1 protein-coding gene is annotated in these 266 nt (G+C 70.7%); it reads left to right on the plus strand.

Going from position 1 to position 266, the window contains the following annotated elements:
• Positions 1 to 266 (plus strand): ABC transporter permease subunit (locus tag SB725_RS31710; RefSeq protein ID WP_410923405.1); only part of this gene is annotated, 266 nt, incomplete at both ends.

The raw sequence follows: 266 nt of genomic DNA on the forward strand, positions 1-266 counted from the left end.
GGTCGTGCCGGCGTTCGTCCACAGCTATGCCTGGGTCAGCCTGGCGCCCGCGCTGCACGGCTTGCCGGCGGCGGTGCTGGTGTCGGTGATTGCTTACTTCCCCTTTGTCTACCTGCCGGCGGCGGCCACCCTGCGCCGGCCGGATCCGGCCCTGGAAGACATGGCCGAGGCCCTGGGGCTCGAACCCTGGGCCCTGTTCCTGCGGGTGGTACTGCCACAGTTGCGCCTGGCCGTGGGCGGCGGTGCCTTGCTAGTGGGCCTGCATT

It is taken from the genome of Pseudomonas sp. SIMBA_041 (genome assembly GCF_046535095.1).
In the GTDB taxonomy this organism is placed as follows: domain Bacteria; phylum Pseudomonadota; class Gammaproteobacteria; order Pseudomonadales; family Pseudomonadaceae; genus Aquipseudomonas; species Aquipseudomonas mucoides.